4 protein-coding genes and 1 tRNA gene are annotated in these 6,415 nt (G+C 45.2%); all 5 read right to left on the reverse strand.

From position 1 onward, the window contains the following. Positions 1-196 precede the first annotated feature (196 nt). The 5 genes from B347_RS0121575 to B347_RS0121595 all read right to left on the reverse strand — a co-directional run bounded on the left by B347_RS0121575 (position 197) and on the right by B347_RS0121595 (position 6,036). A complete protein-coding gene (locus tag B347_RS0121575; RefSeq protein ID WP_019411777.1) occupies positions 197-2,224 on the reverse strand; it encodes a hypothetical protein in 2,028 nt (675 codons plus the stop codon). Beyond that, the gene (locus tag B347_RS0121580) at positions 2,224-2,682 is read right to left on the reverse strand and encodes a hypothetical protein (RefSeq protein ID WP_019411778.1); all 459 of its coding nucleotides are present in this window, start codon (positions 2,680-2,682) and stop codon (positions 2,224-2,226) included. The genes B347_RS0121575 and B347_RS0121580 overlap by 1 nt, the downstream gene beginning before the upstream one ends. Then, entirely contained in the window at positions 2,682-3,587 is a 906-nt protein-coding gene (locus B347_RS0121585) for a hypothetical protein (protein ID WP_019411779.1), read from the reverse strand. Before B347_RS0121585 ends, B347_RS0121580 begins: the two co-directional genes overlap by 1 nt. Positions 3,588-4,466: 879 nt before the next feature. After that, the gene (locus B347_RS0121590) at positions 4,467-5,789 is read right to left on the reverse strand and encodes a tyrosine-type recombinase/integrase (RefSeq protein ID WP_019411780.1); all 1,323 of its coding nucleotides are present in this window, start codon (positions 5,787-5,789) and stop codon (positions 4,467-4,469) included. A 171-nt stretch (positions 5,790-5,960) separates the two neighbouring features. Next, a tRNA-Thr gene (locus B347_RS0121595) sits at positions 5,961-6,036 on the reverse strand. Between the last annotated feature and the right edge of the window lie 379 nt (positions 6,037-6,415).

Genomic DNA, 6,415 nt, shown 5'->3' on the forward strand with positions numbered 1-6,415 from the left:
CGCACCACCGATCTTGAAGTCGGTGGGGTTTATGGAGCGCTTACCCCTGTTCGATATGCATCATATATTGCTTTTAAATGATGTGTGTTAGGGGGGGCGAGATTTGGTCTAGCTTAATTTAGGTGTTTTTAATGAGCAGGGTCTACACATGCTAGTCGACCCTGCTACAAGAGAACATACTTTAATCTGCACTTTGTTATATAAGGGGACTGCTTTCAGAGGGGGATGTTTCTTGAACTGATGGTTTAAGTATGTAGTCGTCAAAAAAATATATATTCAGATCCTTGCCTTTGCACGCATTTTCCAGTTCGCTTTTTTCCATGCTCGTGGCGAAAATAACCTGGCCACCATAAGGCTTGCTTTTTAACGCTGTATCGATCAATGAAATAAAGCTGTTTTTACTTGCTTCGTGCTGTCGCGGTTCGTCAAATACCACAAAACCACCATGGTTTATCTCTTTCTCCGTTCCTGCGAGTTCTAAAAGTCCGAGAGTGTAAGCCCAAATAACACGGATATAATCACTCGCAGAAGTTTCTGCTACAATATCATATCCCTCTTGCTCTGGTCGCAAAGTTTGATCCGACACAGATATGGAGTTTATTGCCGCGTGATCGAATTGGAATGACTCAAGGTTGCGTCGTATTATCTGTTCTAATTTTGTTATGGTCGCGTACTTATTAGTTTCAGAGCTGTTTTTTCTTGCCAGCCTCAATGAGTCAGAAGCCGTACGCCACGCGGATTGAATTCGCTCAATTTGCTCATTAAGATTTTTTTCTGAATCTTGGAGCTTTTCCACTTCCTTAAGTTGTATTTCCGCTTGTATTTTTTCTCTTAGGATTGCTTTTGTTGCGGCATTTATATCCTCAAAGTCGGCTCTTAAATTATTTAGCTTATCTTGTTCGACGCCTAGTCGTGCTTGGATTAGCTTAGAGCTGGCTTGGAAGTGTTGGATTTCTCCGGCGGTCTTTAATTTGATAGAACTGAAGAAGTCTATCTGATTTTTGAGAAATTCAATATTTTCCTCGAGCGTCATAGGCGCTCTTTGGGTTGAGTTAGACCCCAAGGTGTCGTACATGTTGCTGTCACAAATTGGACATTTGGAAATGTCTAGCTCATCATTGATGACACTTCCCACAGATTTAAGTCGCCGCAACTGTTGGTATTGGTTTAAATCATGTTTCAAAGTTGACGTTTTTTTATCCGTCTCCGATAGAGATAGTAGTGAATTCTCTATTTTTCTTGCTGTATTTTCCGACTCTCTTTGAAGGGTTCGGATTATACTCGCTTGCGATTCAATATTCTCATTATTTGGTTGGTTTTCAGAAATGCCGTTGCTCAGTTTTTCGATTAGTTTTTTGAGCGAGGATCGCTGGTTGTTGAGGCTTATGTATATGTCATTCTCTAAGTAGGAGAAGTTCACGTACGCCTTTTCCTTTGTTTTTTCTATGTCGGGGATTATATTGATTCTGACACTGTTGAAGTCGGCGATACTTTCGGCGGTAGATCTTATTTTTTCCCACTCTTTTTCTGCGGAATCTACTTTGGCTTTGAGCATGAAGATCTTTTTCTCTTGCTCGAAACTGTTGAATCCTAGGCAGAATTCGGCTGCGTTTTTCTTAACATTTCTGATGTTGTAATGGGTAGGTATGTTTGCTTGTATTTCTGACCATCCGCGTTTTTGTTCGATGAAAAATAGAGGGAATATACATTCTAGATATAGTTTTATTTCTTTGCCATCGAAAGTAACTACCTCAGGGAGCGTCCAACCAATGAATTTTGCAAGCCAGTGATGAAAACCTAGTTCGCTTTTTGCAGAGCCAACTTCTCCAGCCGCACCTAGAAAATAATCTTGCGTTGATATCAATGAGCTAACCGTGATTTTTTGGCTGTTTCCTTCGATTTCTCTTAGTAGGGTTGCCTCATCTCCGCGACTATTGACTATCTTTAATTGCACATTGGAGCTTTGTACTAAATATGGTGTCTCGTCAGTTTTGCTTTTGTAAATGACTTCATAGAGGGACTTGGGGAACGGTCTTTTACGACTTGGGCCGAGAATTGCCTCAAGCCCGAGTCCAAATGCAATGGCGTTAATACAGGTTGATTTGCCGGAGGAGTTATTTGCACGTATTATATTTAAGCCGTCATTAAAAAATAGCTTTGCAGAAAAAGGGCCGCTTGAAGTATTGACGGAGATTTCTAGTTCTTTGATTTTTAGACCAAGCATTATATTAGTCCCCCTGTGAGGCTTTTAACTTTAGCGTCAGTGAGTTTTTTTCCAAAGTTATCTAAAAAATCTATTTCTTCTTGCATCACTGCGCTTTCAAGAATGGTTCTATAGATATCTTGACCAGCATCTGTAATGTGGACTCTACCATCGGATAATGTAACCAATGCTTTTGCCACACAAATCTCGAGTGCTTTGTATGTCGCTGTATCCACTGATATTAGGGGTATATCAAGGGTTCGATCTTTTAAGTAGTCTTCATATTCTGGCCATCTATTTTTTCTAATAAGCATCCAGATCAATATGTTCAGTTTTTTGGAATCTAAGTATTTCTTTTCGTTGGATACCCGCTCAATACTGATAATAATCAGCGAGATCCTCCAGAGTGGCCGCATCTCTATAGGTATTGGGTATGGCTTATCACTTATTATCGGAGTTATCTGACGTTCATTTTTCATTATTTAAAGTCCATGTAGCACTCTGCAATCCATTTGGAAAGATAGCCAAAGGTTAATGATTGAACGTTAGTGTCGGACATAAATTTCGAGTGCTTTGAAAAGGCTTCTTTATTATTTTCAACAATACTTTTTACAAAGTCAGAATCTAGCTTCGATAGGAATATAGAATTCTCTTTTATGCTTTCTAACTGCGCTCTTGCACTATCTTCGATTGTCGCATGAAGGTTCGGGTGATCATCACGAAGCTGTTCAAGAAATTTATCAATCTGAATATATTTTGAAACGACTATGTTTTGGAATTCTTCACTTCGTTCACCCATTAATTTGGTGGATTTTCTTGCGATATTTGAAGAGAATTGCGCATTACTTGATATCCAAGTATTTCGTAAGCTTTCATCAACAGTTAATAATGGAATGTTGATTGCTGCATTGTAAACGCCTTGAGCATAAAGCTTACCATCGGGATAGCTCTCTGCTGTCTCTATTTTTACTTTGAATGTGGAGTTTTCTATATAGGAAATGTCTTCAAGTATTACTTCTTTTTTCTTTTTGTTACAGTATGAAATTAAGTCTTTAGACTTGAATTCAGGGGTTAGTAGTACCCATTGATTTATCTTGATATCGTCAATTAGTTTTAGTATTTCTTTTTCGTTTTCTTTGAGCTTTTTAAGATCGTCGTTTATTTTCTTTTGTATTCTTTTTTTATATATTCCCATTTCAATGCCGCTGTCTGGGTAGTAGCACTGAAAAATTGTCCCATCAATCGTGTAAAACTCTAAGCCTAAATCTCCGCCATCTTGATCGGGGACCGTGTAGAAATTTTTTGCACCGAAATGCTGTCTAAGCATTACTTCGCAAAAACTTTCCCATTCCTTTGGCGAGAGATTTTCAATAAAGCCGCTCATTTCAACGTTCCCAGATATGAATCACTATTTTTTTGGAATTTATTTTATTTTGATATCGGCTTTGGTTAGAACTTACAACTGTAAGCATCTTTAAATTTTTTAGAGGTGGCCACTTAAAGATTTGGACGGTTTTGTGATAAATATTTATAGGTATAACGGCTTTACGCTTGGCCCAGGTATTAGCCAGAGAGCGGACATGTGTGTATAGGTTAAGCCTAATGAGTTTTTTGGAGGCTACGCGATTTTTCAGCTTTAATCGAAGGCAACAGCAATGGGGATTGGCGTTGAGAGGGCCAGCTAGACTCGTTGCGCGGATTTTCATTGAACTCCTTCTCAACTTCGCTGACGATTGAAGTTTACTGCTCCTTTGACGGCTTTCCATTAAAGGTCTGGGCCCTGCCAGTCCTTTCTTCGATGGATGCCCACCAAAATGTGCATTTTGGTCGAGATTGCTGCTTGCCATGGGCGAGGTTCGCCCTCTCAACGCAGTGTGCCACAATTTTGCCATCAGCTTTACAGGAGCGTCTATGGGCCGCAACGCAAACACCTCTTTCAACCGGGTTGTTGCGGTTCGACTGTTTCAGTCCACAATTTGGGCTTTTCGGTTTGTGGTTCCTAGTGCATCAGTCGAACTGAGCCTTCAGCGTAAGTGATTGTTCGTTTTCGCCTAGAGTTGGGAACAATGTGTAACCCCCTTGATTCCGGCGCGTCTGAAGCTGTGGGTTAAATTATCCACCTGTGGAAATCAGTGGCTTTCCACAGACCGTTGGGTGGGTTTAGATTTTTTAAGTGAGGTCCATCCAAACAGGGCGGCTTTGCAGCCCTGTTTGGATGGACCCGCGTGGACAAGCGGGTCGCTGAGATATGAAGGCCGAGCGCTTACTCGGTTGCGCCACGTTTTGCTTTTAGGCGAGTGACGTTCGCTCCGGTCTGGTTCGCGAATTCATGTGGAGTGACATGTTCCTGCCGGTTGGCCTCCAGATACCGGCTCCACCAATTCATGATCAGCCTGCGCTCCTCGATGAACTCGGCCTTGTGGATGTAAGCGGCGCGGACGTTGTTCCGCTCTTTGTGGCTCATCTGCCTTTCAATGGCTGTCTCGGACCACAGTCCTGATTCAATCAGCGCGCTACAGGCCATCGAACGAAACCCATGCCCGCAGATTTCGGTTTTGGTGTCATAGCCCATTTTTCTGAGCGCGCTGTTCACCGTGTTTTCAGACATGGGTTTCCAGGGCTTGGCATCACCTGCAAACACCAGGTCGAATTCGCCGGTGAGGAGGTGGATCTGTTCAAGCAGAGTCACGGCTTGTGGCGATAAGGGTACAAGGTGGATGTCCCCGGCCATCTTTGTACCCCTTGTGGAAAAGGGCACTCCGTCCAATGCCGGACGAGTGTCCGGTATCTCCCAGGTGCCGCGCTTGAGGTCGAACTCGCCCCAGCGGGCGAATCGCAGTTCGCTGGAGCGTACGAACACATGCAGCGAGAGCATGACCGTCAGCCGGGTAAGTGCGCGGCCTTTGTATGTGTCGATACGCTCCTGCAATTCAGGCAGACGCGATAAGGGTAAAGCAGGGCGGTGAATCACCCTCGGAGCTTTGATCAAACCTTCAAGGTCGGAGGCAGGGTTTGCCGCGATCTGTCGAGCACGTTTCGCCTCGCGCATGATGCTTTGCAGGTAGTTTTGTACCCTTAAAGCGACGTCAATCGTGCCACGCTTCTGGATCGCTTCCAGAGGTTGCATCAGGTCATGGGTGTCCAGATCGACAATAGAGCGAGCGCCGATCAGCGGGAAGACATGGGTTTTGAGGCGGCTCAGGACGGTCTTGGCATGGCCCGGAGCCCATTTGGCAGACATCGCTTTGTGCCAGTCCAGTGCGGCGCTTTCAAAGGTTCGGCCTTTGATTGCAGCCTGCGTCTTGGCTTGGTGTTTGGTCTCTATGGGGTCGATGCCTTTCGCCAGCATCCGTTTGACCTCTAGGCGCTTGTTGCGCGCATCGGCGAGTCCGACCACGGGGTAGCTGCCGAACGAGGTTAGTCCTTCGCGTCCATCAGGTTTGACATACCTGAGACGCCAGCCTTTACGGCCATTGGGTTGGACTAGAAGGTAGAGGCCGTCGCCGTCGAAAAGCTTGTAGGCGCGGTCGGTGGGCTTGGCTGAGCGGCAAGCCGAATCGGAGAGTGGAGCAGTGGTGCGCGACATAAGGGTACTCCCCCTTTATCGAATTACCTTACCCCTAACACTACCCCTAAAACGATTGGAATCCACCAGTTTCTGACGGAAACCGATGGAACGCCAAAACGAAAAAACCCGCCAGAAGGCGGGTTTTTCGGGGGTTCCAGAGATGTTGGAAGCTTTCTATGGAACCTTGGATGGTGCCGGCACCAAGAGTCGAACTCGGGACCTACTGATTACAAGTCAGTTGCTCTACCAACTGAGCTATACCGGCGTTATGGGCGAGGAGTATACGCGGATGTTGTGGCTTGTAAACCCCTGATAACAGACTATTTTCACGATCCGGGCCAATGCCTTGGTGTAGGCGGATGGCGCTCTCGAAAGTACAGGGGTAAATAGTCGACAGTGACGCCGGTTTTCGTGGAGTGGGCCAGCCGGTTGGCGATGAGGTTGGGGGCGATGTTGTCGCCAATGTGGTTGTCCAGCGCGAGGCTCGTTCGCGACAGAGGCTACTTTCGCTTAGGTGAGCAGCATTGGGTTCTAAAGCTACCCGTGGCGAAAGCCCAGTTCAAACAGCGTGCCGCTGGCATCGCTCTGCACCCGCACTTCACCGCCGTGCAGGTGCATGATCGATTTCACTATTGCTAATCCCA

Origin of the sequence: Pseudomonas psychrophila HA-4, from assembly GCF_000282975.1 — a bacterium.
Taxonomy (GTDB): domain Bacteria; phylum Pseudomonadota; class Gammaproteobacteria; order Pseudomonadales; family Pseudomonadaceae; genus Aquipseudomonas; species Aquipseudomonas psychrophila_A.